This is a genomic window from Mycobacterium sp. NGS50 (assembly GCF_059812545.1).
This window is the reverse complement of the sequence record NZ_JCALCW010000001.1, coordinates 222607-248997: the sequence shown is the minus strand read 5'-3', so window position 1 is coordinate 248997 and position 26391 is coordinate 222607. Positions and strand designations below refer to the sequence as shown.

The 26391-nt window shown below is 67.5% G+C and carries 25 protein-coding genes; 21 read left to right on the top strand and 4 right to left on the bottom strand.

All coding sequences use genetic code 11. The features are described from left to right. Positions 1-315: 315 nt before the first annotated feature. The 7 genes from AC5Y36_RS01260 to AC5Y36_RS01230 all read left to right on the top strand — a co-directional run bounded on the left by AC5Y36_RS01260 (position 316) and on the right by AC5Y36_RS01230 (position 9858). Complete coding sequence (locus AC5Y36_RS01260) at positions 316-1371, top strand: DUF5631 domain-containing protein (RefSeq protein WP_500039047.1); 1056 nt, start codon at positions 316-318, stop codon at positions 1369-1371. Between the two features lie 93 nt (positions 1372-1464). Further along, entirely contained in the window at positions 1465-1785 is a 321-nt protein-coding gene (locus AC5Y36_RS01255) for a DUF2710 family protein (RefSeq protein ID WP_500039046.1), read from the top strand. After that, a complete protein-coding gene (locus AC5Y36_RS01250; protein WP_500039045.1) occupies positions 1785-2714 on the top strand; it encodes a transglycosylase SLT domain-containing protein in 930 nt (309 codons plus the stop codon). The genes AC5Y36_RS01255 and AC5Y36_RS01250 overlap by 1 nt, the downstream gene beginning before the upstream one ends. Before the next feature lie 2 nt (positions 2715-2716). Continuing rightward, the gene (eccB, locus tag AC5Y36_RS01245) at positions 2717-4198 is read left to right on the top strand and encodes a type VII secretion protein EccB (RefSeq protein ID WP_500039044.1); all 1482 of its coding nucleotides are present in this window, start codon (positions 2717-2719) and stop codon (positions 4196-4198) included. 2 nt (positions 4199-4200) lie between these two features. Next, positions 4201-8277: a type VII secretion protein EccCa gene (gene eccCa / locus AC5Y36_RS01240; protein ID WP_500039043.1), complete on the top strand. Its 4077-nt coding sequence runs from the start codon at positions 4201-4203 to the stop codon at positions 8275-8277. A 99-nt stretch (positions 8278-8376) separates the two neighbouring features. After that, a complete protein-coding gene (locus tag AC5Y36_RS01235; protein WP_500039042.1) occupies positions 8377-8688 on the top strand; it encodes a PE domain-containing protein in 312 nt (103 codons plus the stop codon). A 9-nt stretch (positions 8689-8697) separates the two neighbouring features. Then, positions 8698-9858, top strand: coding sequence for a PPE domain-containing protein (locus AC5Y36_RS01230; RefSeq protein WP_500039041.1), 1161 nt, complete (start codon positions 8698-8700; stop codon positions 9856-9858). A gap of 63 nt (positions 9859-9921) precedes the next feature. Here the strand turns inward: AC5Y36_RS01230 and AC5Y36_RS01225 are convergent, their stop codons facing one another. Continuing rightward, a complete protein-coding gene (locus AC5Y36_RS01225; RefSeq protein WP_500039040.1) occupies positions 9922-10752 on the bottom strand; it encodes an SDR family oxidoreductase in 831 nt (276 codons plus the stop codon). Between the two features lie 75 nt (positions 10753-10827). On the opposite strand from AC5Y36_RS01225, the gene AC5Y36_RS01220 reads away from it, so the two are divergent. Next, positions 10828-11790: an LLM class F420-dependent oxidoreductase gene (locus AC5Y36_RS01220; protein ID WP_500039039.1), complete on the top strand. Its 963-nt coding sequence runs from the start codon at positions 10828-10830 to the stop codon at positions 11788-11790. Positions 11791-11854: 64 nt separating this feature from the next. Here AC5Y36_RS01220 and AC5Y36_RS01215 read toward each other — a convergent pair whose 3' ends face one another. Continuing rightward, a complete protein-coding gene (locus AC5Y36_RS01215) occupies positions 11855-12868 on the bottom strand; it encodes a 2Fe-2S iron-sulfur cluster-binding protein (RefSeq protein ID WP_500039038.1) in 1014 nt (337 codons plus the stop codon). 75 nt (positions 12869-12943) lie between these two features. On the opposite strand from AC5Y36_RS01215, the gene AC5Y36_RS01210 reads away from it, so the two are divergent. The 10 genes from AC5Y36_RS01210 to AC5Y36_RS01165 all read left to right on the top strand — a co-directional run bounded on the left by AC5Y36_RS01210 (position 12944) and on the right by AC5Y36_RS01165 (position 20384). Next, positions 12944-14365, top strand: coding sequence for a class I adenylate-forming enzyme family protein (locus tag AC5Y36_RS01210; protein ID WP_500039037.1), 1422 nt, complete (start codon positions 12944-12946; stop codon positions 14363-14365). Beyond that, entirely contained in the window at positions 14343-15248 is a 906-nt protein-coding gene (locus tag AC5Y36_RS01205; RefSeq protein WP_500039036.1) for an acyl-CoA dehydrogenase family protein, read from the top strand. Before AC5Y36_RS01210 ends, AC5Y36_RS01205 begins: the two co-directional genes overlap by 23 nt. Continuing rightward, on the top strand, positions 15235-16326 hold the full coding sequence (locus AC5Y36_RS01200; RefSeq protein ID WP_500039035.1) for an acyl-CoA dehydrogenase family protein: 1092 nt from the start codon (positions 15235-15237) through the stop codon (positions 16324-16326). Before AC5Y36_RS01205 ends, AC5Y36_RS01200 begins: the two co-directional genes overlap by 14 nt. Further along, positions 16323-16544, top strand: coding sequence for a hypothetical protein (locus tag AC5Y36_RS01195; RefSeq protein WP_500039034.1), 222 nt, complete (start codon positions 16323-16325; stop codon positions 16542-16544). Before AC5Y36_RS01200 ends, AC5Y36_RS01195 begins: the two co-directional genes overlap by 4 nt. A 1-nt stretch (position 16545) precedes the next feature. Continuing rightward, positions 16546-17313, top strand: a complete 768-nt coding sequence (locus AC5Y36_RS01190; RefSeq protein ID WP_500039033.1) for an enoyl-CoA hydratase/isomerase family protein — start codon at positions 16546-16548, stop codon at positions 17311-17313. Between the two features lie 56 nt (positions 17314-17369). After that, entirely contained in the window at positions 17370-17963 is a 594-nt protein-coding gene (locus tag AC5Y36_RS01185; protein ID WP_500039032.1) for a TetR/AcrR family transcriptional regulator, read from the top strand. Between the two features lie 64 nt (positions 17964-18027). Continuing rightward, complete coding sequence (locus AC5Y36_RS01180) at positions 18028-18741, top strand: hypothetical protein (protein WP_500039031.1); 714 nt, start codon at positions 18028-18030, stop codon at positions 18739-18741. Then, positions 18738-19523 (top strand): hypothetical protein, encoded by a 786-nt coding sequence (locus AC5Y36_RS01175; RefSeq protein WP_500039030.1) that lies wholly within the window; start codon positions 18738-18740, stop codon positions 19521-19523. The genes AC5Y36_RS01180 and AC5Y36_RS01175 overlap by 4 nt, the downstream gene beginning before the upstream one ends. Before the next feature lie 38 nt (positions 19524-19561). Next, complete coding sequence (locus tag AC5Y36_RS01170) at positions 19562-20083, top strand: cytochrome c oxidase subunit 3 (RefSeq protein WP_500039123.1); 522 nt, start codon at positions 19562-19564, stop codon at positions 20081-20083. Positions 20084-20123: 40 nt separating this feature from the next. Next, on the top strand, positions 20124-20384 hold the full coding sequence (locus AC5Y36_RS01165; RefSeq protein WP_500039122.1) for a cytochrome C oxidase subunit IV family protein: 261 nt from the start codon (positions 20124-20126) through the stop codon (positions 20382-20384). 86 nt (positions 20385-20470) lie between these two features. Here the strand turns inward: AC5Y36_RS01165 and AC5Y36_RS01160 are convergent, their stop codons facing one another. Next, positions 20471-22066: an FAD-dependent oxidoreductase gene (locus AC5Y36_RS01160; protein WP_500039029.1), complete on the bottom strand. Its 1596-nt coding sequence runs from the start codon at positions 22064-22066 to the stop codon at positions 20471-20473. A gap of 15 nt (positions 22067-22081) precedes the next feature. Then, complete coding sequence (locus AC5Y36_RS01155) at positions 22082-22747, bottom strand: IclR family transcriptional regulator (RefSeq protein ID WP_500039028.1); 666 nt, start codon at positions 22745-22747, stop codon at positions 22082-22084. Positions 22748-22890: 143 nt separating this feature from the next. On the opposite strand from AC5Y36_RS01155, the gene AC5Y36_RS01150 reads away from it, so the two are divergent. Genes AC5Y36_RS01150 through AC5Y36_RS01140 form a run of 3 tightly spaced genes read left to right on the top strand, consistent with a single transcriptional unit; the run spans position 22891 to position 26313 of the window. After that, positions 22891-23754 carry an alpha/beta fold hydrolase gene (locus AC5Y36_RS01150; RefSeq protein ID WP_500039027.1) on the top strand — a complete coding sequence of 288 codons (864 nt, stop codon included), beginning with the start codon at positions 22891-22893 and terminating at the stop codon, positions 23752-23754. Then, positions 23754-25439 carry a bifunctional 3-(3-hydroxy-phenyl)propionate/3-hydroxycinnamic acid hydroxylase gene (locus AC5Y36_RS01145; RefSeq protein WP_500039026.1) on the top strand — a complete coding sequence of 562 codons (1686 nt, stop codon included), beginning with the start codon at positions 23754-23756 and terminating at the stop codon, positions 25437-25439. The genes AC5Y36_RS01150 and AC5Y36_RS01145 overlap by 1 nt, the downstream gene beginning before the upstream one ends. Then, on the top strand, positions 25396-26313 hold the full coding sequence (locus AC5Y36_RS01140) for a 3-carboxyethylcatechol 2,3-dioxygenase (RefSeq protein WP_500039025.1): 918 nt from the start codon (positions 25396-25398) through the stop codon (positions 26311-26313). Before AC5Y36_RS01145 ends, AC5Y36_RS01140 begins: the two co-directional genes overlap by 44 nt. The last annotated feature ends 78 nt before the right edge of the window (positions 26314-26391 follow it).

Here is a 26391-nt window from a genome sequence, read left to right as displayed (position 1 = left end):
CACAGTAGATCCGAGGGCTACCGGTACGCTGATGCGGTGGGGTTCTTAGGTCGGTGGGCTGCCCGCCAGCGTCTCCGAAGGACGGCCCGTCGATCCCGCTCCACCGCCCCTATCGGCCCGTCAGTTGACTGCACACCATGGGTACTCGGTGGCCTTTGGCCCGCCGAATTGACCCGAATCACCGCTCAAACTGCAACGCTCGCAGAGTATTTGAACGCCGATCTGCAACGCATCGCGTATTCGGCGAACCGGCGGCTGCAGATGCTCCGGGAGGCGAACCTGCCCGCGCCGGCTCGACAGGCAGAGGAACAACAGGTGATCAAACTCGCTCGCGAAGCCGCGTCGCTGAGGGTCGAATCGACGGTCCGACAGATTCGCAACCGTCCGTTGGAACAACGGTTGCAGGCGCTGGACACTGCCGAGCGGACCACAGCGGCGTTGCGCTGGCCCACCCAAGCGCGCACCGGGGAGCTGACCACCACGACGCTCAGGGAGGGCTCGACCGAGGAGCTCGTCACCAAGCCGCTGAAGGAGAAGACCGAGGAGGTGGCCACCAGCCCGTTGACGGCGGCCACCGACCGGACCACCGAGGTGCCGACCGAGGCGCTCGCTGCGGAGCTCACCGATGCACTGGATGCCACAGATAGAACGGAGACGCCGCAACGCGAGGACGGCACAGCGGAGTTGACCGCGCAAACGGACAGCATCACGGCGGCCATGGCGACCGAGTCCGACGACGACCGCTTGGGGCTGTTCCTCGCGTTCGTCGCTCGCCAACAACCGGAATTGCGCTGGGCCATCGGTGACACCACGGCTGGGGAGACGTTTTTGGTCACCGATCTGGCGCACGGATGGATCCCGCCGGGAATCAACGTGCCCGCCGGGGTACGGCTGCTGGAGCCCGGGCGACGTGACGGCGGCCTGGCGGAACTGCTCGGTCCGACGACACGATCGCAGACCTATGCACCGGGGGATCGGCTCGGCTGGTCCGTCGATGTCGACGCCGTCGAATCGTCGGCGCGGGCCCGCGAGTTACCCGCCGTCGAGGATCTCGGCTGGCTGCTGAGCGCTGCCACCCACTGGCGTGACGGGTTGCCGAGGCTGGCGCACACCATGGTCAAAGCGGGCGCCGCTGGAACCGGTGTGGCAGACAGCGAGATGGACCTGCTGCGTGTGCACCTGGACACCGCTCGCTACCAACTGCTGGCGCAGTATCCGAACATCGACACCACGGTGCTGATGAACTGCCTGTTGTTGGCCGCGGCCGAGGGCATCGCCACTGGTGACCTGCTGTCGACGAACTACCACTTCGCGTGGTTTCAGGCGCTGAACGCCCCTCCGGCGACCAACTGGGAAACCAACCCGGACTAGCCGCGGAATTCTAGTTCGTTCACCCCTCGCCGAGCGTAGTGTGCGAACCACGGACGATGAATTGACGCTGGTCAAAGGGGGCCAGATACTACTGTGATGTCCGGGCCGGGCAGTCGCTCGGAGCTGAGCGACAAGGATCTAGTCGAATCAGTTCTGCGTGAACTGAGCGAGGCGGCTGACAAGTGGGAGGCACTCGTCGCCGAGGCCGAGACCGTCACCTACAGCGTCGATCTGGGCGACATCCACGCCGTGGCCAATGTGGACGGAAGACTGATCGAGCTCACCCTGCATCCCGGCGTCGTCACCGACTACACCCACGACGAGTTGGCCGAACGGCTGAATCTGGCCATCGCGGCACTCCGCGACGAGGCGGAGTCGGACTACCAGGTCCGCTATGGCGGGGGCGCGAGCTGATGACCGACCCGCTGACTCAACATGCGCTGGAACTGCTGACCCGCGGTCACCATCTGTACGCCGGGGCGGCCATCGCTGCCGAACCTGGCGACGTCCCCATCCTGCTGCGAGGTCACGCCGACGGGCTCGCACGCCTCATCGACCGCGGCGGCGTGGCATCGGCGCAACCGGTCAGCGATCGGTTAGCGGCCGCATTGGGGGCGACGGCCGCGACCGAAGCGGATTTGGTGCGGTTGCTCATCGACGCGCGGACAGACCGGGAGCTCGGCCGCCGAGCAACGCGGGCGGTTCTCGATGACGCGCGGGCCGAAACACTACCGGCGATCGACACCGCACTGGGGAGGCGGGAAACACAGCGACGCATGGTGTCTCGGCTACGTGCCCAACATCGCAACATACGCGGTTCGAGACGACGCGCGCGGTTGCTCGCCCGGCGGATGCGGCAGCTGGCCTACCCCCACCGACGCGCACGACGAATGGCCGAGCACGCCATAGGGCTGCCAACGGTGCGTTACGACAAATCGCGGGTGGCGGGGCGGGTCAGGGAGCGGATCGCCGAGGCGCTGGACCGTCGGGGCATCGTGGACCCGGTTGCGCGGCACAACTGGTTGCGTGGCTACGAAACTCTGATCGCCCGGGAGTCGGGCGGGCGAGCATGGGCGATCGCCTCCGAACCGGCCACCACACCCGGGCCGCTGCAGCCCGACGGCCATCGTCTGGGCTACGCCCGCGGGATCACCCAGACACTGCCGACCACATTCGCGCAGTATCACCAACCCGGAACCTCGAGGAGCATCTACGACCCGGTCGCCAACATCTGCGCTTCGATGAACTATGTGATCCGCCGCTACGGCGTAGCCGCAGACGGATCGAATCTTGTTGCGTTGGTGCAACAAGCGGATAGGAGTCGTCCGCCGAAAGGGTATTGACCGTGCCGCTGAACCTGTCGAATCGAGACCAGAACTCAGGCCATCTGTTCTATAACCGACGGCTGCGGGCGGCGGTCACCCGCTTTTCGGTCCGCATGAAGCATGACGACCGGAAACAGCACGCCGCGCTCGCACTATCAGTGGTTTTTGTCGTGATCGGCATCGGGTGGATGGCGTTGCTGCACGTGATGAAGCCCGGCGGGATGGTCGGCGAGTCCGCGATCGTGGGAAATCGCGACACCGGTGCGGTGTACGCGAAGATCGGTGGGCGGCTGTACCCGGCGCTCAATCTGACCTCGGCGCGGCTGGCGGTGGGCACCGCGTCCGGCCCGGTGTGGGTCACTGCGCGCGAGATCGCCAAGTACCCAACGGGTCCGATGATCGGTGTTCCCGGCCTGCCAGACGATCTCGCCGTCACCTCGGCTGCACTGTCCGCCTGGTCGGTGTGTGACACCGCAGTCGTCCGCGGCGGCCCGCGCCCGCCGGCGGTCACGTCGATCGCCGGGGAGCTGTCGCTGTTCGGCAGGGCTGCTCCGGTGGGGCCGATGCAGGCGATTCTGGCAACCCACAAAGACGCAACCGTCGTCATCTGGGGTGGGCACCGCTCGGCGATCGATCCGACTGACCGGTCGGTGACCTTCAACCTCGGCCTTGACCCCGGCGCGACTCATCCGGTCGTGATCTCCAATTCCCTCTTCGACGCTCTCCCGGCAACCGAACCGTTGGTCGTCCCGCAGATCCCGGACAGGGGAGCCCCGTCGGCGTGGCTCCCGAATGCATCGGTCGGGACCGTGCTGCAAACGCGTGACGCCAACGGCGCGGTGACCGGCCTGTATGTGTTGTTGCCCGGCGGCGTGCAGAAGATCACCGGATTCGTCGCTGACCTACTGCGTACCGCTGATGCGCAGGGCTCGACCGTGCCCCGGCTGATCGGACCGGACCGGCTGATCAGCATCCCGGTCGTCGACGTGCTGAATGTCGACTACTATCCGCCGGGCCGACTGGAATTCGTCGACACGACAGCGAACCCCGTGACCTGCCTCGGGTGGGAGAAGCAAGTCGGTGACCCCCAGGCCAGGATTGCCGTTCTGAGCGGGCGAGGCTTGCCGACACCGCCGAACACGGATCCGCGGATAGTGGCATTGGTGCGCGACGACCGCACGGCCGATTCGGTCGAGGCCGACCAGACCTTGGTACTGCCCGGCGCCGCCACCCTGGTCGCCACCACCAGCAGCGCGCTGAGCTCAGACAGCCGTGAAAGCCTGTATTGGCTTTCCCCGCAGGGTGTTCGGTACGGAATCCAGTGGGACCAACAGACACTGCAGGCGCTGGCTTTGGATCCCCGCAAAGCGGTGCAAGCCCCGTGGCCCATCGTGCGGACCTTCGCCGCCGGCCCGGCGATCAGCCGCGACACAGCGCTGGTGGCACACGACACCATCAACGGCGCGGTAGCGGCGGTCCCATCGGACAACCCGGGACCGTAGCCGTGTCCAAACGTGGGTTCGTCCGAGGCACGCGCACACCGGTGCCGATCGTGCCCCCCGCCCGGGTGGCCGTCGCAGCACCACTGGCTCTACCCGAACGCGAGCCGCGCAACATCATGCTGATGATCGCCATCCCCGCGCTGCTGGTCGGAATCATCGGCACCCTGGTCGTGATGTACACGTCAGGGGTCCGGTCGTTGCAGTCCGGATTCTTTCCGATGATGGGGCTGGCCGGGTTCGGTGCATTGATGTTCAGTGGCCGCTTCGGCCGGACCCGTCGAATCAGTTGGGGCGAACAGGAGAAGCAGCGACGCCTCTACCTTCGTCAACTCGACGAGGACCGCGACGAGGTCCAGCGCGCCGGGCAACAACAGCGCCGGAGCCAACTCTTCGTGCACGCCGATCCGCAACATTTGGACACGGTGATCGGAGGCCCGCGGATGTGGGAACGCCGGCCCGCCGACCCCGACTTCCTCGACGTCCGAGTGGGCACCGGGGTGCAGGCGGCCAGCGACTCGGCCGTGTCGCTGCAATGGCCGGAAATCCCGATCGGCGAAGAGCTTGAACCTGTCACCGGGGGTGCGTTACGGGATTTCATCCTGGAACAAAGCAAGATCCGCGACATCGGCAAAGTGCTGAGCCTGCGGTCGCGTCCCGGCTTCAGTTTCATCGCCGCCGAACCGGATGAGCTGCAGCGTCTGATGCGCTCGGTGTTGTGCTCGCTTGCGGTGTACCACAGCCCCCAGGACCTGAAACTCATTGTGGTCAGCCGCCATCCGGAACGTTGGTCGTGGCTGGTCTGGCTGCCCCACAACCAGCACGACGAGATGTTCGACGCGTGCGGGATGCGACGACTGGTGTTCACCGGACCGACCGAACTCGAGGAAGCGCTGGACGCAGAATTGCATCGAAAGGGGCGTGGCCCGTGGAGCCCCCCGACCGGGACCAGCCCGACCTCGATGCCATCGCCGATGGAGTCAGTTACGGGCCCGTCGCTCGGCCCGCACTGGGTGATCGTCGACGACCACGTCGGGACTCCCGAACAGTGGGAGGGAATCACCGGGCAGAAGGGAATGGCCGGTATCACCATGCTGCGGTTGGCGGACCGGCCGGGCGTCGGGGTCGGATTCAGTGACGCAGACCAGTGCTTCGAGCTTGCCGACGGACGTCTTTCGCATCGCGACGCGTTCTATGCGGTGGCGGACACGCTCGCCGAGAGCACCGCGAGCCGCTACGCCCGGGCCCTGGCGCGCTGGTCGCCGACGGCCGGGGGTGAACTGTCGGCTACCGAGAGCCAGGGCGGCGAACTGCTGCGTGCCCTGGGTGTCAGCGATCCACGTCAGCTTGATGTCGGCCGGCTGTGGGCTGACAGCCGTGGCCGCGGAGACCCGAAATGGGCGATGGTTCCGGTCGGGGTCCGGCCCGGCGGTGAGTTGCAGTACGTGATCCTGCGGGCAAAAGACTTCGGTGGGTACGGATTTCACTCGGTGGTGATCGGTACATCGGGATCGGGAAAATCCGAATACTTCCTGTCACTGTGCAGCGGGATCGCGCTGACCCACTCGCCGGAGACGTTCATCGTCATCTTCGTCGACATGAAATTCGAATCGGCGGCCCAAGACCTCGCCGGGTTCCCGCACGTGGCCGCCTCCCTGTCCAACCTGGGCAAAGATGACCGGCATCTGGCGGATCGCATGCGCAAGGCGATCAACGGCGAAATCGCCCGACGCTATCGGTTATTCAAAGATGCCGGTGCTCGGGACGCCAACGAGTATGAAGAAATGCGGTTGGCGGGCCGTGATCTGGAACCGGTGCCGATCCTGCTTGTCATCATCGACGAGTACCTGGAACTTTTCATCCACCATCAGGAATGGATCGACCTGGTGATCCACATCGGTCAGGAGGGGCGCGGCTGCAACGTCTTCTTCACCCTCGGTGGCCAGCGACTGGACTTGTCGTCGCTGAGCAAGGCGAAGAGCAACATCGCATTCCGGGTGGCCCTGCGGGCCGAGACCGCCGAAGACTCCCGCGACGTGATCGGCAGTGACGCGGCGTTGCATCTGCCGTCTCGGGAGAATGGGTATGCCCTACTCAAGGTCGGTCCCCGCGATCTGGAGCAGTTCCGATGCTTCTACGTGTCCGGCCCCTTCGTCCTGCCTAAACGGACCGTGGACGTGAACCAGACCGTCGCGGTGAGCTTCTCCCAGCCGCGCCCCCTGACCTGGCAATACCAGCCGCTGAGTGAGACGGACAGTGCGGCGCTGGTAACTGCCGACGAACCGGCGGAGCCGGATGAATTCCTGTTTCATCCCGACGGATTCCGGAAGAAGAAGATCGTCGACGTCATCAGGGAATCGCTGCTCGCACATCCCATCCGACCGCCGCACCAGATCTGGCTGCCGCCGCTGGAAATCAGCGAACCAGTGGATGAACTCGTTGCGCGCTGGCGTGGCAAACCGTGGCACGTCGACTACGGGAACAACGCGGGACTGACAGTCCCGCTGGGCATCGCCGACATTCCGGACGAGCATGCACAGCGGGTACACGCCGCCGACGCCGAACTCGACAACGTGATGGTGGTGGCGACTGCCCAGCGCGGCAAGTCGACCGCGCTGATGACGTTGATGATGTCAGCGGCGCTGATGTACGTACCGGGACGGGTGACCTTCTTCTGCGTGGGTGCGGCGCTGTATCCGGTGGAGGATCTGCCCCATGTCGCCGGCGTGGTCAGCTTGGCCGACAGCGAGGGGGTCTCCCGCACCATCGCGACGGTGGAGGGGCTGATCCGGGCGCGCGAGGCATCGTTCAAGCACTACCAAATCGATGTCGCCGAATTCCGGGAACGCCGGTTCGGATCCGGCGGCGGCGCGACCGATCCGACGGACAAGTTCGGAGACGTCTTCCTGGTCATCGACAACTTCGGCGACCTCTTCGAGAAGGATCCCGCCATGGGTGACCGCGCCATCGCGGTGGCCCGGCAAGGCCTTTCCTACGGGATTCATGTCGCTACCAGTGCCACCGCCTGGTTCGTCGGACAGAAGCAGGCGCTGCTCAACGTATCGAACGTGCGGATCCAGCTGCGGCTGTCCAACCCGGATGAGTCGCAGATGGGGACCTCGATGGAGCTGCGCAGGACAGCCCGCAACACGCTGGATCGGCCCGGATTCGGACTGACCAAGGACGGCTACGAACTACTGGTCGGGGTGCCGGAGCTGACGGGCACCGACGGGCGCCGGGTCACCACGCGCGAGGCGGCTGCTGTCATCGGTGCGGTCGCCGGAACCGGGAAAGTTGAACCGCTGGCGAGGCTTCCCGAACGGGTCCCGCTGGCACATATCGAGGCGGCCTATGCCGACACCGCATCCGCAGCGGACCCGTTGAACATCCCCTTCGCGATCGGGGAGCGCGCGCTGCAACCGGTCGCGTTGCCCGCACGATCGGTGCCCAACCTGTTGGTGATGGGTCGTCAAGCGTGTGGCAAGACCACGGCGTTGGCGGCGTTCGGGCAGGCGGTGCTACGCCGCTTCACCGCTGAGCAGGCTCAGATCACCATCATCGATCCCAAGACCTCGCTGATCGGGAGAATTCAGGGGCCCCATGTGCGCGCCTACGCCTACACCGCCGACGAGATCGACCAGGTGATCGCTGCAGTGGTGACGTTGCTGCGGGATCGACTGCCGCCGGCCGGGCTGACGCAGGATGAGCTGCTGCATCGGCCGGCGTGGCAGGGGGCGCGACATTTTCTGCTGATCGACGACGAACAGGAATTGCGACCGCACGGCGGTATCGGGAAGCCGGCCGCGACCGCGCCCCTGTGGGCGCTGATCGAGCGTAGCCGCGAAGTCGGGCTGCACGTCATCACCGCACGACTGCCCGGCAACTGGGCGGCGGTATCGGTGATGAACCCGTTTCTGCAGCGCCTGACCGCGTCACGCTCACCCACCTTGTTCATGGACAACGACCCGATCAATGTCAAGGTTTTCGGCCGGGTGAGTGCCCAACAACTACCGCCGGGTCGCGGGCTGTTGGTCAGCAGCGACGGTGAGATCGAGGGCGTCCTGGTCGGGGATCCGGCATGACGATCGCACGTTCCACACCGGCAAAAAAGTGAATCGACATGCGGTGACCAGACGGCCTAGACTCTTCAGAATTCCGGGTGCTCGACCTGGGGAGGCACGATGTCGTTGCTGGATGTGAATACCGCGGCCGTCGACATGTCGGCGTTGACCGAAACGATTCTCGGCGGGGAGATGGCTGCGGGCACAGCAGCCGGAGCCGCAGCGCTGACCGGGGTGATTCCCCTGGCGGCGGACGCGGATTCGGCGGCCTTCGCCGCAGCGCTCAACGCCGCGGGCACCGCCTATTTGGGCGCGTCCGCCGAGCACGTTGGTCAGCGCGCGGCGTTCGCGGGTGGTCAAAGCCTGTCGTCCATCAGCTATCTGCTGAACGAACTGGCCAGCGCCGCCAACTTGTCGAACTTCCTGCCGTAGTGAGACAGGGTGGCGCTTGATCCCCGGTGGATGGGTCCACCGGAAATCGTGGCCGCGATACTCGAGGCCGGTCCAGGCCCGGGTCCGACGATCGCCAACCAATTGGTCTGGATCACCGAAACCATCAGCCACGAACTGATCATGGGCTTGTCGTCGATGAACACGACCGCGACCGCCGCCCAATGGATCGGGCTGGGTGGCGGTGCCTCGGCGGTCAACGCCACTGGACTCAACGCCGGACTACAGACGATGGTCGGCTGGACCACACACAAGGTCTCGGTGGTGCAAGCAGCTTTGGAGGCCTACGCGTGCGCTCGCCCGGCGGTGATCCCGTCGATTGTGTGCCAGACCAACCGCGACGAGTGGGCCGCGTTGAATGCCAGCAACATTCTCGGGCAGAACACCCCGGCCATCATCGAACGAGACATCGAGTACTTCGGCGAGCACTGGCCGCACAATTCCAGTGTGGGGCTGACGTATTCGGCCGCGTTGAGCGCGCTGAGCGCGGCACTGGCGGTGCCGCCGCCGCTGGCCCCGATGGGCGCATCACCGGCTGCCCCGGCTGCTGCGGCGACCGCGGTGGCACAGGCCGCCGCGAATCCGGGCGACGCGGTCGCCGCCCCGGCTCAGGCGGCGGTGCAAGCGGCATCGTCGCCGGGGGAAGTTGGGGGCTCGCTCAGTTCTGTGCTGCAGCAGGGCACGCAATTGGTGTCGGGTGCAACCGAGCCAGTGAATGCGCTGGGGAAGACCTCAGGTCAGGTGGTGCAGGGCTTCTCCAGCATGCCGCAATCGCTGCTGGGCAGTTTCGCGTCGATGCGCCCGACCTCCGTGGCGGCCGAGGACGCCGAGGTGGTCGCCGAACCGTGGCGGGCGGGAGTGGCCGGCGGGATGAGTGCCGGCTCTGGCGGTGGCGCGGGCGTCATGGGTGGCGGATATCCCGGCGCGGCGCTGACCAGCTTCACCCGGCCGGCGAGCACCTTCACCCCTGAGGAAGGTGGCCGACCGCTCGGCCGGGCCGGGGTGCTCAACGCCGCCGAGCTGCGGAGCCCGACGACGACGGCGGGCGGCGCACTGCCGGTGGCACCGGGGGGCATGTTGGGGAGGGCGTCGGACAGCCACGGCAAGGACGGTCCACGCGCCCGCATCGTCGTCCCCCGCGAACCGCGTTGACTCTGCGTCCAGGGCGCGAAACGCCGAGTGGACTGCGCCGTAGACGCAGAGTGAACGGGGGAATCAGTCCAAAAAAAGGTCCCGGATCGGCGCATCCCCGCCGCCGTAGGACGCCAGGTCATAGCCACCGGCCGCCAGTAGCACGTCGGCGTCGATGTAGCACTGCCCGGTTGCTTGCCGTGACGGCTGCGACAGGATCTCCACCGCCGCGTCACCCATGATCTCCGGGTTGCGTGAGGACGCCGCCAGCGTGTCCCCATCGGCCAGGTTGGTCACCGCCGACGTCGCGATATAGGTCTGCGGCCACAGGCAATTCGACGCGACCCCGGCGTCGGCGTACTCGGCCGCCCAACCCAGCGCCAGCAGCGTCATCGCGTACTTCGACAGCGTGTAGGACGGGTGCGCACCCAGCCAGTACGGGTTCATGTTGATCGGCGGCGCGATCGTCAGCACATGACCGTTGGCCGAGCGACGCAGATGCGGCAGACAGGCCTTGGTCAACAGAAACGTGCCGCGGGAATTGATGTTCTGCATCAGGTCGAACTTCTTGGCGGACAGGGCCTCGGTGGGTTCGGTGGCGATGGCGCTGGCGTTGTTGACGCAGACATCCACCCCGCCGAACCGGGCCACCGCCGCGTCCACCGCACGCTGCACGTCCTCTTCACTGCGCACGTCGCCGACCACCGCCAACGCCTTGCCGCCGGCACCCTCGATCTCGGCGGCCGCGGTGTGCACGGTGCCGGGCAGCTTGGGATGCGGGTTGTCGGTCTTGGCCATCAGCACCACGTTGGCGCCGTGCCGGGCGGCGGCGATGCCGATCGCGAGGCCGATCCCGCGACTGGCGCCCGAGATCACCAGGGTGCGGTCGGCAAAGGTCATCGCGGTCGTGGCCATGGGTTCTCCTGAACTGCGGTATTGGCATTCTCTTTTTTTGCAAGTACGTTATCAGTTGAGGAAAAGGAGGGAACCGTGCGCCTGGGAGTGATGATCGGTGCCGAGCGCGGCGACTCGGCCCGCAAGGTCGCCAAGCTGCTCGACGACATCGAATGGGCCGAGGCCGCCGGGCTGGACACCGCCTGGATCCCGCAGGTGCCCACCGACTTCGACGCGCTGACCGCGGTGGCGCTGATGGCCACCCGCACCACCCGCATCGAACTGGGAACCGCCGTCGTCCCGCTGCAGACCCAGCACCCGATCGCCCTGGCGCGCCAGGCGCTCTCGGTGCACGCCGCCGCCGCGGGGCGGCTGGCGCTGGGCGTGGGGCCCTCGCACCACTGGATCATCGGTGACATGCTCGGCCTGCCCTATGAGCGCCCGGCCGCCTACACCCGCGACTACCTGCAGGTGCTGGGCGCCGCGCTGACCGGGCCCGGTCCGGTGGACGTCGAGAACGACACCTTCACCGTGCACAACCCGCTGGACCTCTCGCCGGTGGCGCCGCTGCCGGTGCTGGTCGCCGCGCTGGGTCCGGTGATGCTGGGCATCGCCGGCGAACTGACCGACGGCACCGTGCTGTGGATGGCCGACGAGCGGGCCATCGGCGACCACATCGCCCCGCGCATCACCAAGGCCGCCGACAACGCCGGACGGCCGGCGCCGCGGATCATCGCCGGCATTCCGGTATGCCTTTGTGGGCCAACCGAAGTCGACGCGGCCCGGGAACGGGCCAACCGCATCCTCGGAGAGGCCGAGGTCTCCCCGAACTATCAGCGGCTGCTGGAGCGCGGCGATGCCCAAGACGTCGGCGACCTGTGCGCGGCCGGCGATGAGGAGGCCATCCTGGCCCGGTTCCGCCGCTTCGCCGACGCCGGGGTGACCGACCTGTCGGTGCGGCTGCTGCCGATCGGCGACAACCGCGACGAGCTGATCGCCTCGAAGCGGCGCACCCGCGAGATGATCGCCGAGCTGGCCCGCGAGGTGCAGCTCCCCTGACGCTGACTCGGCGTGCACCAGGCGAAAGTGCGAGTGCGGTGTCTGGTGGGCGCACAGTCAGCGGCTATTCGTAGTGCACGGTGATCGACCCGGGGTCCGGGACACCCTGGCAGGTCAGGATGTAGCCGTCATCCACCTCGTCGGGGTCCAGCGCGTCGTTGGCCAGCATGGTGGCGCTGCCCTCGGTGATCCGGGCGATGCAGGTGCCGCAGTTGCCGGCCTCGCAGGAGAACGGCGGCGTCAACCCCGCCCGTCGCGCGCTTTGCAGCAGCGTCTCCCCGGCCACCCGCGGCACCGACACCTTCTTGCGTTCCAGGTGAATGGTCACCGTGCCCAGGTCCTCGCCGGTGTCGGCGGGCGCCGCCGGCACTGCGCTGTCCGGCGCCGTGGGGGCTATGTCGAAGTCCTCGACGAAAACCCGCCCCGGGCCTGGCAACGCCGCGTGCACCACGGTCATGAATCCTTCCGGCCCGCACACGTAGCAGTCCGCGTCGGAGTCGCCGGCCACGAAATCGCGCACCGCCTCGGCGTCCAGCAGGCCGCGCTCGGCATCCAGGTGGCGCAGCACCGACAGTCGACCGGGGTAGCGCTCGGCGAGTTCGGCCAGGACGGTCTCGAACATCACCGAGGCCGCGTCGCGGTCGGCGCACAGCAGTCGCACGCTGCGCTCGGTCTTGGCCAGCGCGCTTTTAGCCAGCGACAACACCGGGGTGATGCCGCTGCCGCCGGCGAAGCCCAGCAGCGGCGCCGGGCTGGAGTCCAGGCAGAACGCCCCCGCCGCGCGCGTCATGGTCAGCTCGTCGCCCTCGACCACGTTGTCCAGCATCCAGTTCGAGACCTTGCCGCCGGCAACCCGTTTGACCGTGGTCATCAGCTCGCCGTCGGTCTCCGGGGCGCTGGACATCGAATAGGAGCGGTAGAGGTCTTCACCGTCCACCCGGACCCGGAAGGTGCTGTACTGGCCGGCGCGGTACTCGAACGGCGCCTCGTGCGGGGCCAGCACGAAGGTGCGGGCGTCGGCGGTCTCTTTGACGATCCGTGTCACTGTCGCCCGCTGGAACACGTGACTGATCGCCATGACCCGCCTCCTTCCGCGCTTGCGTTCTTCGTAACAGAGAATACTATTCTCTCAAAACGATAGGATGTTCTCAAGATGTTGGCCTGGACCGGATCGCCTGACGCGGTGCTCGTGTTCGAGGACCGGTGCTTCGGCCTGCCGGAACTCGACGCGATGGCCGACTCGCTGGCGGGCGCCCTGGCCGCCGACGGGGTCCGCGCCGGCGCCCGGGTGGCGCTGATGTGCTCGAACCGGCCGGAGTTCGTCGCCGCCCTGCGGTCCATCTGGCGCCTGGGTGCCGCGGTGGTCCTGATCAGCCCGGCCTACAAGCGGGCCGAAGTCGAGCATGCTCTGGCGTTGACCCGGCCCAGTCACGCTGTGGGCGATCATCCGGTGCTGGCTGAGCTGATGCCGATGCGGCAGCTGGACACGGTGGCCGGGCCGGTCGCACCCGTCACGTGCGTCTCATCGTCAGCGCCGGACACCGAGGCGCTGCTGGTGTTCAGCTCCGGCACCACCGGGCGGCCCAAGGCGGTGCGCCACACCCACGCCTCCCTGGCCGCGGGTGTGCGGGATTGGCGCGACGCCCTCGCGCTGACCAAGACCGACCGGATTCAGGTGCTCACCCCGCCGTCGCACATTCTCGGGCTGCTCAACATCCTCACCGCCCTGGACACCGGGATGTGGCTGCGGCTGCACCGCCGCTTCGACGTCGACGCGATGCTGCGCTACATCGAGACCGACCGGATCACCGTGGAGATGGTGGTGGCGCCGATCGCGCTGGCCATCGCCGCGCACCCCGATCTGGAGTCCTTCGACCTGTCCTCGCTGCGGTATCTGATGTGGGGCGCCACCCCGGTCACCGCAAGCGTCGCCGACACCGTCACCCGGCGCACCGGGGTGCGCTGGGTCCCCGCCTACGGCACCAGCGAGCTGCCGGTCATCGCCTGCAATCCGCACAGCGGTGCGCGGCTGGACAGCGTCGGGCACCCGGTGCCCGGCGTGCAGGTACGGATAGCTGCGCTGGACAGCGGGGATGTGTTGGGGCCCGGCCAGGTTGGCGAGATCCAGGCCCGCGCGGAGTCCTTGATGACCGGCTACCTGCCGGACGAAGCGACCGCCGAGGTGCTGCACGACGGCTGGTACCGCACCGGCGACGTCGGCTACCTCGACGCCGACGGCTGGCTGCGGATCACCGACCGGTGCAAAGAGATGATCAAGGTGCGCGGTTTTCAGGTCGCACCCGCCGAAATCGAGGCGGTGCTGCACCGCCATCCTGCGGTCACCGACTGCGCCGTGTTCGGCGTTCCGGCTGTCGACGGCGAGGCCGTCATCGCCGCCGTCGCCACCAGCGCGCCGGTCACCGACACCGAGCTGATGGAGCTGGTGGGGCAATGGCTGGCGTCCTACAAACGACCGAGCCGCGTGGTGTTCGTCTCCGACATTCCCCGGCTGCCGTCCGGAAAACTGTTACGCCGAGTGCTAAAGGAGCGGTATGGATGTCCGGCTGAACGCTGAACAGCGGCAATTACGCGACGCTGCAGCCAAACTCGCCGATGATCTGGGGCCCGGATCGATCGCCGACCTCGACGACGCCGACCGGTCGGCGCGATTGGAAAAGGCCGTCGCCCAGACGGGGTGGCGCTCACTGCGCTCCGACGGTGCGTCCGGTGTCGAGGTCGCGATCGTGGCCGAGGAATTCGGCCGCGGCCTGGTCGACGCGCCGTTCCTCGGTCCGGTGCTGGCCGACGACCTGACCCGGCGCCTCGACGCCGACCCGCAGGGGGCCACCATCGCGGTGGGCGACATCGCGTTCGACGCGCGCGGGGCCGGGCGGGCCGTGCTGCTGCGCCACGACACGGTGATGAGCGTCGACCTCGGCGCGCAGCGACCGGGCACCGACCTGACCAGAACCAGTGCCGAGCTGGCCGGTGAGCCGGCCCCGCTGGGGTCCATCAGCACCGAAAACGCGCTGTCCTGGCAGGCTTTGGCGCTGGTCGGCACCTGCGCCGATTTGGTCGGCACCGCGCGCGGCGCGCACGCGCTGGCCTGTGACTACGCCAAGATCCGCGAACAGTACGGCAAATCGATCGGCTCCTATCAGGCCATTGCGCATTTGCTGGCCGAAGGGCTGGCGCTGATCGAGGGCTCAATCAGCGTGCTGCGCCACGCCGCCTGGGCAGTCGACGAACTGGATGCGGATGAGGCGATCCAGGCCGCGCGGGTGGCGAAGCTCTATTGTGCCCGCGCCGCCAGGACCGTCTGCGAGACCGCCATCCAGGTGCACGGCGGCATCGGCAACACCTGGGAATGCCTGGCCCACGCCTACCTGCGGCGCGCACTGGTCTCCACCGGACAGTGGCCCGTGACGTTAAGGGAGATCGCCCATGGACTTTCGTGATTCACCCGAGGAAGCCGCCTTCCGGGAGCGGCTGCGCAGCTGGCTGCAGGAACGGGCCGGAGCCTTCCCGGCCGCCGGCGGCGACGAGTACTGGGCGCTGCAGGGGGATTGGCATCAGGCGCTGTACGGCGCCGGGTTCTTCGGGTTGTCCTGGCCGCGCGAATTCGGCGGCCACGAGCTTCCCCCGGTCTACGACGTCATCGTCGACGAGGAACTGGCGCGTGCGGGCGCTCCGCCGCGGCCCAGCCTCGGCTATCTCGTGGTCGGGTTGGGTCGGCACGCGAGTCCCGAACTGCAGCAGCGTTTTCTGCCCGGGATGATCAACGGCACCCAGCGGTGGTGCCAGGGCTTCTCCGAACCCGGAGCCGGCTCGGACCTGGCGTCGTTGACCACCACCGCGACCCGCGAGGGCGACAGCTACATCATCAACGGTCACAAGATCTGGACCAGCTACTCCGACGTCGCCGACTGGTGTCTGCTGCTGGCCCGCACCGACAAGGACGCCCCGCGGCACCGCGGCATCTCGGCGTTCATCATCTCCATGCACCAAGCCGGCATCGAGCAGCGCCCGCTGCGGATGATCAACGGTGTCACCACCGAGTTCGGCCAGGTCATCTTCGACGGCGCAACCGTTCCGGCCAGCCAGATGATCGGGCAGCCGGGGGAGGGCTGGGCGCTGGCGATGACGGTGGTCGGTCACGAACGCGAGCCGTCGACGCTGGGCTACTCGGCCCGGTACGGCAAGCTGGTGACCCAGATGACGCGCCGGGTGAACGGCGACATCGGCGAAGATCTGGCCTGGGCGGCGGTGCAGACCGAGATGCTGCGGCTGCACGTGCGACGTCGGCTGTCCGAACAACTCGACGGCCTCTCACACGGGCCGGAGGGCTCACTGGACAAGCTGCTGATGACCTGGGTGGAGCAGTCGGTCGGTCACGCCGCGCTGGCGGTCGGGGGCGCCGACGACGCCGAACTGCTCAGCGCCTACCTCTACAGCCGCGCTCAGAGCGTGATGGGCGGCACCTCGCAGATTCAGAAGAACATCATCGCCTCACGAATCCTGGGATTGACGGAGTGATCGCGAACGCGGGCGAAGCCCGGGTGAAGCGGGTCACGACTATTGCCGGAGTGATCGCGAACGCGGGCGAAGCCCGGGTGAAGCGGGTCACGACTATTGCCGGAGTGATCGCGAACGCGGGCGAAGCCCGGGTGAAGCGGGTCACGACTATTGCCGGAGTGATCGCGAACGCGGGCGAAGCCCGGGTGAAGCGGGTCACGACTAGTGAAGGAGCCTGAAATGTACGACATGCCCGACGAAATCGACGTTCGCGCCGAAGGCCCGCTTCGGATCATCACGCTGAACCGGCCCGATGCGCTCAACGCCGTGAACGACGAGCTGCATACCGGGTTGGCCCATCTCTGGTCGAGGCTCGGCGAGGATCATGACGTCCGCGCCGCGGTGATCACCGGCGCCGGCCGGGCGTTCTCCGCCGGCGGTGACTTCGCCTACCTCGATGAGCTGCGTCGTGACGATGCGTTGCGCGCCAAAACGATTCTGCATGGACGCGAGATCGTGCTGGGCATGGCACGGTGCCGCATACCGGTGGTGGCCGCCGTCAACGGTCCCGCGGTGGGCCTGGGCTGCAGCCTGGTCGCGTTGAGTGACATCGTCTATATGGCCGAGACCGCCTATTTGGCCGACCCGCACGTGCAGGTGGGTCTGGTCGCCGCCGACGGGGGCCCGCTGACCTGGCCCCTGCAGATGAGCCTGCTGCTGGCCAAGGAATACGCACTGACCGGCGCCCGCATCGGTGCCGAGCGCGCGGCGCAGCTCGGCCTGGCCAACCATGTGGTGGCCGATCCGCTCGCCGAGGCGATCGCGTGCGCCGAACGGATCGCCACCCTGCCGCGGCAGGCGGTGGAGAGCACCAAGCGGCTGCTCAACATCCATCTGGAGCGCGCGGTGCTGGCCACCCTGGATTTCGCGAACATGGCCGAGGACCAGTCATTTCGGACCGAGGACTTCGCCACCATCGTCACCAGGCTCAACGCCGCCAAGAACTGACCGCGTGTTCCGCTGACCCAGGTGCCCGGCGCTAGCCGTTCGGCTACTCTAGGCCGATGGTGTCCCCTTCGGCCGGGTTTCGGTTCATCGTGCGCAGCCCCGCCCAGACCCGGGTGCTGGACGCGGCGCTGCAGCTGATCGGCGAAAACGGGGTCGGCGGCACCTCGCTGCAGATGATCGCCGACGAGATCGGGGTGACCAAGGCGGCGGTCTACCACCAGTTCAAAACCAAGGAAGAGATCGTCATCGCCCTGACCGAGCGGGAACTCGGCCAGCTGGAGGAAGCGCTGGAAGCCGCCGAGTCCGAGGCCAGTCCGCCGCGGGCCCGCGAGGTGCTGCTCGACGGCGTCATCGATCTGGCGGTGGCGCGACGCGGTGCGGCCAGCACCCTGCAGTTCGACCCGGTGATCGTCCGACTCCTGGCTGAACACAAGCCGTTTGGGCAGTTCATCGAACGCCTCTACCGGGTGCTGGTCGGTGACGCCGGCGACGACGCCCGGGTCTCGGCCGCCATGCTCTCGGGTGCTATCGCCGTCGGGGTCGTGCACCCGTTGGTGGAGGGAATCGACGACGACACGCTGCGCGCCCAGTTGCTGCGCCTTACCAGCCGATTCCTGGAAGCTCCCGGCGGTGCAGGGCGCCGCCGTTGACCATTAGCTAGCCGATCGGCTACTTTGCACGTAGCCGATCGGCTAGCGGCGATGGGAGTCATCGATGAGACGAACTGATGGTGAGCTGATCCTGTTCTGGACGCTGCCGGCGCTGGCGTTCATCTGGATCTCGGCGTTCTTCTTGTTTCCCGGCTTCACACCGCCGATGTCGCCGACGCTGTCGGCGCAGCAAGTCGCCGACTTCTACCGCGATCCCACCAACATGTCCCGGGTCCGCTACAGCATGATCCTGTTCAACTGGTTCTGCGTGGCCCTGATCCCGCTACTCATGCTGCTGGTCATGCAGATTCGCCGGATGGCGCATCGCACCCCGATCCTGTCGTACTGCATGCTGGCCTGCGCGGCCGGCGGCCCCACCCTGTTTCTCATCGCCAACATCTTCTGGCTACTGGCCGCGTTCCGCCCCGAGCGTGATCCGATGCTGACCCAGATGTTCAACGACCTCGCATGGGTCACCTTCACCACCGGCGTGCCCTACCTCATCGCGCAGTGTCTGGTGGTGGCCCTGGCGATCCGCTTCGACGACCAGCCCCAACCGGTGCTGCGGCCGTGGGTGGGGTACTTCAACGTGCTGATCGCGGCGGCGCTGGTCCCGGCCGCGTTCGTGGGTCTGGCGCAGGATGGGCCGATCGCCTGGGACGGCGCATTGTCGTTCTGGGGCAAGAACATCGCGATCGCGGTGTGGATCATCGTGATGAGCATCGTGTTGGGCCGGGCCATCTATCGGGAGCGGGCCCTAACTGGGGCCGCCGCGTGACCGCGGCACCGGCAGCAACATTGGCGCCGGGCTCGCCGCTGCGCCGCGTCGGATGGCACTGGCGGCACAACCCCAAGCGCGAACTGTGGTTCGCCTGGTGGACGGTCGTCGTCTTCTACCAACTGTTCTTCATCGTGTTCTTCATCCTGACCCGAACCGAGCCTCCACCCAGCCCGGCCTGGGATGTGCCGCGAATCATGCGGTGGCTCAACGACAACCACTACGGACTGCTGGTCGGCTTCGCGATCATGTTCGTGATCACCGGCATGACGGCACCGCAGAACGCGCTGATCGCCTACTCGATGCGGCGGATGTCGGTCAGCCCCGCCTTCGGGTACGCCTACCTGGTGCTGTACTCGCTGAGCGCGGTGCCCGGCATGTTGGTGATGTGCATCGTGCTGACCGTCGCCGCGATGCGGCCCGACCGCGACCCCCAGCTGATCGCCTTCCTTTACGATTTCGCCTTCATGTCGTTCGTCGGGACCCTGGGCGTGTTCCTGATCGGCTCGCTGGTCTGGATGGTGGCGATCCTGATCGACAAGAACGGGGTGTTCCCCAAATGGTTCGGCTACCTCAACTTGTGCAACGCGCTCACCGAGGTCGTCGTCTCACCGGCCTGGATTTTCAAACAGGGCGCCTGGGCCTGGGACGGTGTGATCGCCTGGTGGGTCGACATGGTGGTGTTCGGCATCTACACCGGTGCGTTCATCACCCTGTTGCGGCAGTTGATCCGGCGGGAGGACTTCGGGACCGGGGTCCTACCGAAAGCGGTGACGCGGTGACCGGCCGGCCCGCCAAGGCGGTGCCCGGGCAGCCGGACATGTGGGCGTTCGTGCTCTTCGAGGCCCTGGTCTTCACCGCCTACTTCGTCGTCTATCTGACGTTTCGGACCCACAGCCCGCAGCTCTATCTACAGTCGCAGGCGCATCTGGACCTGCGGGTCGGTGTGGTCAACCCGATTGTCCTGCTGGCGAGTTCGTGGGCAGTGGCGCGCTGCGTGCAGGACGCCGCGGCAGGGCAGTACGGCGGGGCGCTGCGCAACGCCTACCTCACCGCATCCCTCGGCGCCGCTTTCCTGGTGCTCAAGGTGTTCGAATGGGTCCGGTTGATCCGCTCCGGGTACGGGTTCTCCAGCAACGAGTTCTTCCAGCATTACTTCTTTTTGACCGCGATCCACTGTCTGCACCTGCTGATCGGCTTCGTCGCCATCGGCGTCGTCGTCTATCAGCTACGCAGTCCGCAGCGGCGCTCCCAAGAGTTGGTCGAAACGGGGGCCACCTACTGGCACACCGTCGACCTGCTGTGGGTGCTGATCTTCGCCATGCTCTACGTCGTGAGGTGATCGTTTGAGACTCCGGTACTCCCCCAAGAAGCGGTTGCTGATGGTGTGGTTGCTGCTGTCGGCGATGACCATGGCCTACGTGTGGATCGACCACTCCGACGATCACGGCGGGATCGGCAAAGCCAGCGCCGTCGTCACGTCGGCGGCGATCGTGATCGCACTGATCAAGGTGCGCATCATCTTCCGGGAGTTCATGGACGTCCGGCATGCTCCGGTACTGCTGTGCCGCCTCACCGACGCCTGGGTGGTGCTCATCGGCGCATGCCTGCTGGGCAGCTACTTCATCGGGATCGCGGCGTAGCCGCTTTAAACGCCGAGAGTGCACCCACGCAGGGGTCTAGTCGATCTTTGTCTGCGTGGGTGCACCCTCGCGGCTTGGGAATCCCGTTAGTCCACCGGCTGCCCGGTCGCCGCTGTGTAACCCGCCCGGTAGCCGAACACCATTGCCGGCCCGATGGTTCCACCGGCGCCCCCGTAAGCCCGGCCGGTAACCCCGGCCATCGCGTTGCCGGCGGCGAACAGGCCCGGAATCGCAGCACCGGTGACGTGCAGGACGCGGCCGTCGCGGTCGGTGCGCGGCCCGCCCTTGGTGCCCATCGACCCCACGGAGATCGGGACGGCGTAGTAGGGGCCGGTGTCGATCGGGCCCAGCGTCGCACCGTCGTCACCCCAGTAGCCGTCGTAGGCGCTGCTGCCGCGGCCGAAGTCGGGATCGGCGCCGGCGGCAACGTTGCGGTTCCAGGCGGCCAGCGTCTCGCCCAGGCCGTCGGCGTCGATGCCGGTCTTGGCGGCCAACTCGGCCAGATCGCCCGACGGGCAGTACCAATCCGGAACCTGTTCTCCCGGAGCCACACCCAAGAATCCGTAGCGTTTGAGGTGCTCGGAGTCGAACACCATCCAGGCCGGATCGTTGACGTAGCCGCCGCGCGGGTCGAGGTAGTGGAATGCCCCCGCCATCGAGTTGTAGTCGCAGGCTTCGTTGACGAACCGGCGTCCGGCGCGGTTGACGATGATGCTGCGCGGGCGGGTGCGTTCCAGTCGTACACTGCGGCTGCGCTGCTTGCCGTCGATGGTGTCGCCGGGGATGCGCACGATCGGTACCCACCACGCCTCACCCATGTTGGCCAGATCGGCGCCGCAGGCCATCGCCATCCGCAACCCGTCGCCGGTGTTGTTGGGCGGTGACACCGCGCCGTGCATCGGGCCGCGCAGGAACGCCTCGACCAGCGCGGTGTCCCATTCGAATCCGCCGTTGGCCAACACGACGCCGCGGCGGGCGCGGACGTGCTGCGTCGTGCCGTCGGCCTCGACGCGGGCACCGATCACCGCACCGTCGGTGGTGAGCAGTTCGACGACGCGGCAGCCCGTTTGCGGCTCCACCCCCGCATCCAGCAGGCCGCGGAGCAGGCCGGCGATCAGCGCGGTTCCGGCCACGCAGATCTCGCCGGAGCCTGCGTCGACGTCGGCGTGCAGGCGGGCCCGTGTCTCGGCGTCAAAGCCGACGTTGGACCAGTCGGCGGGAAAGGTCGTGATCCGCTGGGCCCATCCCCCGAGGCGGCTGATGTCGTAGGGGACGGCGTTCAGTGAGCGGCCGCCACCGGGTTGTCCGCCGGGCAGTTCCGGTTTGTAATCCGGGAATCCGGTGGCGATTTCGAACCTCAGGTCGCTGTGCGCTTCCACGAAGTCCAGCATCGGGGCCCCGGTGCGCACAAACGTGTCGATCAACTCCTCGTCCATGGCGCCCAGCGACTGTGCCCGCAGATAGGCGAGCGCGTCCGCGACGGGCAGCGTGGCGCCGGGTGCTCGTTGATGGGCGGGAATCCAGGCGATGCCCCCCGATACCGCCGTGGTGCCACCGACGGTGGCGGCGCGCTCGTAGAGCGCGACATCGGCACCGCTGGCCGCGGCGGTCAGGGCAGCGGTCAGACCCGCGGCACCGGTCCCGCACACGACGACATCGACTTCGCTATCCCAAGACGGCATGTGAAAGCGGCCCTTTCAGCTCAATACGGCGGACAACTGTGCGGCGGCGTCGAGTACCGCGTCCTTGCCGCGCAGCACCACGTCCTCCCGGTGCGAGATCAGGTTGATACAGGTCGGCGGCGACGGCGCCGGACGGTGCACCGGTACGGCCAAACCGAAGGTGTTCGGTTCGATCTCACCGTGGGTGACCACCCAGCCCTGCTCGCGGGTGCGGGTGACCAGGTCACGCTCGCGGGGTCGCGCCGGCATGCTGGCCAACAGGGCCACCCCGGCCGCGCCCCGATCCAGCGGATGTCGGCTGCCTTCATGGAAGGCCAACTGGTAGGCGACCTGGGTGGGCACGATCACCGCTATCGCAACCTGCTGGTCACCCTCGGCCACCAGCAGCGACACCGTGGTGCCGAGTTCGTCGGCGAGGTTCTGCAGGATCGGCTGGCTCAGCTGGCGCAGGTTGCGGTCGAAGGAGGCGCCGAGCACGGCCAGGCCCGCTGCCGGCCGGTACCGGCCGTCCTCGCCCTTGGCGACGAACTTGTGCTCGGCCAGCGTGGTCAGCAACCGGTAGGCGATCGTGCGGTGCACACCGACCTGATCGGCGACCTGCTGCGCGGTAAGGCCACCCGGCGCCGCGGCGACGAGTTGCAGTGCGGTCAGGCCTCGGGCCAGGGTCTGCGATCCGTTCACGGCCGGGCCGGATGCCTTGACAGAAGCCGAACTGAGAGTGATGCTCTATACATAGTGCACATCAGTGTGCGATTTTAGCACACACGGTTGGCTGAAAACGAGAGTGATATTTCCGCGGGCGAGTCAAGGCGAGCGAGGAATCGGTGCCGGAGTACGAGAGCATCTGGAGCGATCTGCAGGGTGTCCCGTTTGACCAGGGCTACCTCGACGCCGGCGGCGTCCGGACCCGCTATCTGCGCGCCGGCGATCCGAGTAGCCCACTGCTGTTGCTGCTGCACGGATCCGGCGGCCACGCCGAGGCCTACGTCCGCAACCTGGCCGCGCACGCCGAACACTTCTGGACCTGGTCGATCGACATGCTGGGCCACGGCTACACCGACAAGCCCGGCCACCCGCTGGAGGTCGCGCACTACGTCGATCACCTGATGGCGGTGATGGACACCCTGGGCGCGCAGCGAGCCAGCGTGTCCGGGGAATCGCTGGGCGGGTGGGTGGCCGCGCGGGCCGCGGTCGACCACCCGGACCGCATCGAGAAGTTGGTGCTCAACACCGCCGGTGGCTCCCAGGCCGATCCGGTGGTGATGCAGCGGATCATCACCCTGTCGATGGCGGCGGCGCAGAGCCCCACCTGGGACACGGTGCAGGCGCGAATCAAATGGCTGATGGCCGACAAGTCGAAGGACTACGACGATCTGGTCGCCAGCCGCCAGAACGTCTACCGGCAGCCCGGATTCGTCGACGCGATGAGCGACATCATGGCGCTGCAGGATCCGGAGATCCGGGCCCGCAACATCCTCGGTCCGGACGCGTACGGCGCAATCACCGCGCCGACGCTGGTGCTGTGGACCAGCGACGACCCGACCGCCGACGTCACCGAGGGCCGCCGCATCGCGTCGATGATCCCGGGTGCCCGATTCGAGGTGATGTCCGGGTGCGGGCATTGGCCACAGTACGAGGACGCGTCCACCTTCAACCGGCTGCATCTCGACTTCCTGCTGGGACGTTGATGGTGACCGAGCGCCCCGATGTCGACGTCGTCATCGTCGGCGCCGGCCCGGTCGGCTTGACCCTGGCCAACATTCTCGGGCTGCAGGGCGTTCGGACCCTGGTCGTCGAGGAACGCGACTGTTTGATCGACTACCCGCGCGGCGTCGGGTTGGACGACGAGTCGCTGCGCACCTTCCAGGGGATCGGTGTGGTGGAACACGTGCTGCCGCACACCGTCCCGAACCAGATCCTACGATTCATCGACGGCAAACGCCGACTGCTGGCCGAGATGGCGCCGGTGGGCGCACCGTTCGGCTGGCCGCGCCGCAACGGTTTCGTTCAGCCATTGGTCGACGCCGAATTGCTGGCCGGTCTGGACCGATTCGAACATGTCGAGGTGCGCTGGAACCAGGCGATGACCGCATGCACCCAAACCGACGAGGCGGTCACCGTGCACGTCGGTGACGCTGACGTGACAGCGCGCTACCTGGTGGGCTGCGACGGCGGGCGCAGCGCCACCCGGCGATTGATGGGAGTGTCATTCGACGGCACCACGTCGGCGACCCGCTGGCTGGTCGTCGACCTTGCGACCGACCCGCTCGGCCACCCCAACAGCGAGGTCGGCGCCGACCCACAGCGGCCCTACGCCTCGATCTCCATCGCGCACGGAATCCGGCGCTTCGAGTTCATGATTCACGACAACGAAACCGACGAGCAGGTGCAGCAGCCGGAGTTCCTGGCCCGCATGCTTGCCTCGTTCGTGCCGAACCCGCAGCAGGTCAACGTGATCCGGCACCGGATCTACACCCACCATTCGCGGATCGCGGGCGCATTCCGCAGCGGACGGCTGATGCTGGCCGGTGACGCCGCGCATCTGATGCCGGTCTGGCAGGGCCAGGGCTACAACAGCGGTATCCGCGATGCCGCGAACCTGGGCTGGAAACTGGCCGCGGTCGTCACCGGACGCGCCGGCGACTCGCTGCTGGACAGCTACGACGTCGAACGCCGCAAGCACGCCCGCGCGATGATCGACCTGTCCACTCTGGTCGGCCGCGTCATCTCCCCGACCAACCGTCATATCGCGACCGCACGAGACCTGCTGATCCGGGCGGCCTCGGTGGTGCCGACGCTCAAACAGTATGTGCTGGAGATGCGGTTCAAGCCGATGCCGCGCTACGAGCAGGGTGCGGTGGTGCGCCCCGGGCCGCGGGACCGCAAAGGCTCAGCCTCGCCGGTGGGCACGCTGTTCATCCAGCCCCGGGTGCATACCCGCGAGCAGAACAACGTCCTGCTCGACGACGTCGCCGGAACCGGGTTCGCCGTCATGTCCTGGAACAACAATCCACGCGCGCTGCTAGGCGCCACCGAGTTCGCCCGCTGGAAGCAGTTGGGGACACGGTTCATCGAACTGCGCCCCCTGACCCAGCTGCACTGGACCGGACACGACGACCCCGAAGTGGTGGTGGTCGGCGACGCCACCGGTGAACTCAAGCGCTGGTTCGACGCGCACAGCGAATCGGTTCTGTTCGTGCGCCCGGATCGCTGCATCGCCGGCGCCGGCATCGCCCAACTCGCCCCGCAACTGAGCGCCGCGGTACTCGACGTGCTCGCGATACTTCCGAAAGGCGGTGAACCCCACGATGGCACTAGCCCTGTGCTGCATGTCGCACAGCCCCCTGCTGAATCTGCCGGGACCATCGCCTGAGGTGCTCGGCGACATCGACGCCGCGCTGGCCCAGACCCGGGCGTTCGTCGCCGACTTCGACCCCGAATTGGTGGTGACGTTCGCGCCGGATCATTACAACGGATTCTTCTACCGCCTGATGCCGCCGTTCTGCATCGGCCTGGGCGCCACCGGCGTCGGTGACTACGGCACGCACGCCGGCCCGCTGAACGTACCCGCCGAGATCGCCCAGGCCTGTGCACAGGCCGTGCTGGCCGACGACGTCGACGTCGCGATCGCCGACTGCATCGATGTCGATCACGGGACCGTCCAACCGCTGGAGAAGCTGTTCGGCGACGCCACCGCACGCCCGGTGGTGCCGATCTTCCTCAACGCGGTGGCCACTCCGCTGGGCCCGTTGCGGCGCGCCCGGGCACTGGGTGCCGCGGTCGGCACGTATCTGGCCGGGTTGGACAAGCGGGTTCTGCTGCTGGGATCCGGTGGCCTGTCGCATGATCCGCCCATCCCCACCCGAGACACCGCGGCGCCGGAGGTCCTGGAGCGGATTGTGGGAGGCCGACCGATGACGCCTGAGCAGCGGGAGGCGCGGCAGGCGACGGTCGTCGCCGCTGCGCGTGAGCTGGCCGAGGGGCGCAGCCCTCGCCAGCCGCTGAACCCGGCCTGGGACCAGCGGTTCCTATCGGTCATCGACGGTGGCCGGCTCGACGATCTGGACGGGTGGTCGAACTCGTTCATCTCCGAGCAGGGCGGTGGATCCGCGCACGAGATCCGCACCTGGGTGGCCGCTTTCGCCGCGCTGGCCGCGGCCGGCCCCTACCAGACCATGCAGCGCTACTACCGGGAAGCCGCCGAGTTGATCGCCGGCTTCGCCATCCGCACGGCGGTGCCGGCATGAGCGATCGCAAGCGCGGCGAAGCCGGGCGCAGCGGGTCGCGAACAGACCAGCGCATGAGCGAACGCAAGCGCGGCGACG

Coding starts and splice junctions, on each gene's coding strand:
- AC5Y36_RS01145 (WP_500039026.1), top strand. CDS start 23,754: ATGGTGACCGAGCGCCCCGATGTCGACGTCGTCATCGTCGGCGCCGGC.
- AC5Y36_RS01215 (WP_500039038.1), bottom strand. CDS start 12,868: ATGGCGATCAGTCACGTGTTCCAGCGGGCGACAGTGACACGGATCGTC.
- AC5Y36_RS01180 (WP_500039031.1), top strand. CDS start 18,028: ATGAGACGAACTGATGGTGAGCTGATCCTGTTCTGGACGCTGCCGGCG.
- AC5Y36_RS01205 (WP_500039036.1), top strand. CDS start 14,343: ATGGATGTCCGGCTGAACGCTGAACAGCGGCAATTACGCGACGCTGCA.
- AC5Y36_RS01170 (WP_500039123.1), top strand. CDS start 19,562: ATGTGGGCGTTCGTGCTCTTCGAGGCCCTGGTCTTCACCGCCTACTTC.
- AC5Y36_RS01140 (WP_500039025.1), top strand. CDS start 25,396: ATGTCGCACAGCCCCCTGCTGAATCTGCCGGGACCATCGCCTGAGGTG.
- AC5Y36_RS01225 (WP_500039040.1), bottom strand. CDS start 10,752: ATGGCCACGACCGCGATGACCTTTGCCGACCGCACCCTGGTGATCTCG.
- AC5Y36_RS01190 (WP_500039033.1), top strand. CDS start 16,546: ATGTACGACATGCCCGACGAAATCGACGTTCGCGCCGAAGGCCCGCTT.
- AC5Y36_RS01250 (WP_500039045.1), top strand. CDS start 1,785: ATGACCGACCCGCTGACTCAACATGCGCTGGAACTGCTGACCCGCGGT.
- AC5Y36_RS01185 (WP_500039032.1), top strand. CDS start 17,370: ATGGTGTCCCCTTCGGCCGGGTTTCGGTTCATCGTGCGCAGCCCCGCC.
- AC5Y36_RS01160 (WP_500039029.1), bottom strand. CDS start 22,066: ATGCCGTCTTGGGATAGCGAAGTCGATGTCGTCGTGTGCGGGACCGGT.
- AC5Y36_RS01165 (WP_500039122.1), top strand. CDS start 20,124: ATGGTGTGGTTGCTGCTGTCGGCGATGACCATGGCCTACGTGTGGATC.
- AC5Y36_RS01235 (WP_500039042.1), top strand. CDS start 8,377: ATGTCGTTGCTGGATGTGAATACCGCGGCCGTCGACATGTCGGCGTTG.
- AC5Y36_RS01200 (WP_500039035.1), top strand. CDS start 15,235: ATGGACTTTCGTGATTCACCCGAGGAAGCCGCCTTCCGGGAGCGGCTG.
- AC5Y36_RS01210 (WP_500039037.1), top strand. CDS start 12,944: ATGTTGGCCTGGACCGGATCGCCTGACGCGGTGCTCGTGTTCGAGGAC.